Source organism: Hymenobacter persicinus, assembly GCF_004167665.1.
Classification (GTDB): domain Bacteria; phylum Bacteroidota; class Bacteroidia; order Cytophagales; family Hymenobacteraceae; genus Hymenobacter; species Hymenobacter persicinus.
This window is the reverse complement of record NZ_SEWE01000089.1, coordinates 1-1,230: the sequence shown is the minus strand read 5'-3', so window position 1 is coordinate 1,230 and position 1,230 is coordinate 1. Positions and strand designations below refer to the sequence as shown.

The following is a 1,230-nucleotide window of genomic DNA, read 5'->3' as shown; positions in this document are numbered from 1 at the left end:
GGTTGTAGGTGACGCTGTACGGGCTGCTGGCCGAGTTCGGGGTGTTATTGCCGTCTTGGGCCACGCTGGCGGCCAGGCTCACCGTGGTGGCCGTGCCGAACGTGGTAGGCGTCACGGTGAAGGTGTAAGGACCCGCGCCGCTGCCGCTGAAGCTGCCGGCGGTGATAGTGCCGTTGGTCACCGTCACGTCCGTGTCCGTGAAGCTGCTGCCCACGCTCTGCGAGAAGTCTACCGTGAAGGGAATCGGGGTAGTGCCGGTGGTGCCGCCCGAGGCGGCGGCCGCGGAGCTGACGGTGGCCGTCAGGGCCGGGGCCGTCACGCTGAACGGGGCCGAGGTGAAGGAGTCGTACGCGCCGGAACGCGGCTGAATGGTGCCCAGGAACACGTCGTTGACCCCGTCGTTGAGGAACACGATTACGATTTGGTCGCTGAACTGATTGGTGCGCTGCGTGGTCTGGAAGTTCACCTGGTAGGAGCCTGTGGGCACGGCCAGGTTTTGCGCCAGGCTAGCGCCGGCGTTTTGCAGCAGGCCCACGGCATCCCCGCCCCCGGTCGGGGCCGTCGACCCGAAGCCGCTGCTGGTGCGCGACACGCCGCTCCCGCCCCCAAACGTCCAGGGCGCGGCGACCACCGAGCCGGCGTACAGGAAGTTGCCCGCCGACACGTTGCTGCTCTCGAAGCTGTCGTTCTGCACGCCGCCCGCTACGGTCGTGCTGGTGCCGCTCTGCACCACTTGCACCAAGTCCACGAAGGCCGTCACGTCACTTCTGTTAGTGGCCGAGCCCGCGCCCCGCAGGGTGAGGAGCGGGGCCGCCGGGAAGCTCTTGCTGATGGTGTAGGTTTCGCCGCTGGTGTAGGGCACGTTGGTGACCGTGGGCGAAATGCCGGTGCCGTTCTGCACGTTCAGCGTCAGGGTACCGCTGCCGGTGCCCGTGTTCACCACCACCGTGTAGGTAGTACCCGAGCCCGACACGCTGCTGACGCCGGCACCCGTGGGGCCCGCTACCGAGAAGTTGCTGGCCGTGACGCCCGTCACGCTGTTGGCGAAAACAACCCGGTAGCTCACCTGGGCCGTAGCCGTGGCCGAAACCATAGGTACGAGGCGCGTCACCGACGACACCGTCGTGGGCTGGTTGTAGGTGACGCTGTACGGGCTGCTGGCCGAGTTCGGGGTGTTATTGCCGTCTTGGGCCACGCCGGCGGCCAGGCTCACCGTGGTGGCCGTGCCGA

General features: G+C 67.6%; 1 protein-coding gene. It reads right to left on the bottom strand.

Annotated elements, in window-relative coordinates:
* On the bottom strand, positions 1 to 1,230 hold a 1,230-nt coding region (locus EWM57_RS21280; protein WP_207218368.1), incomplete at both ends, for a hypothetical protein.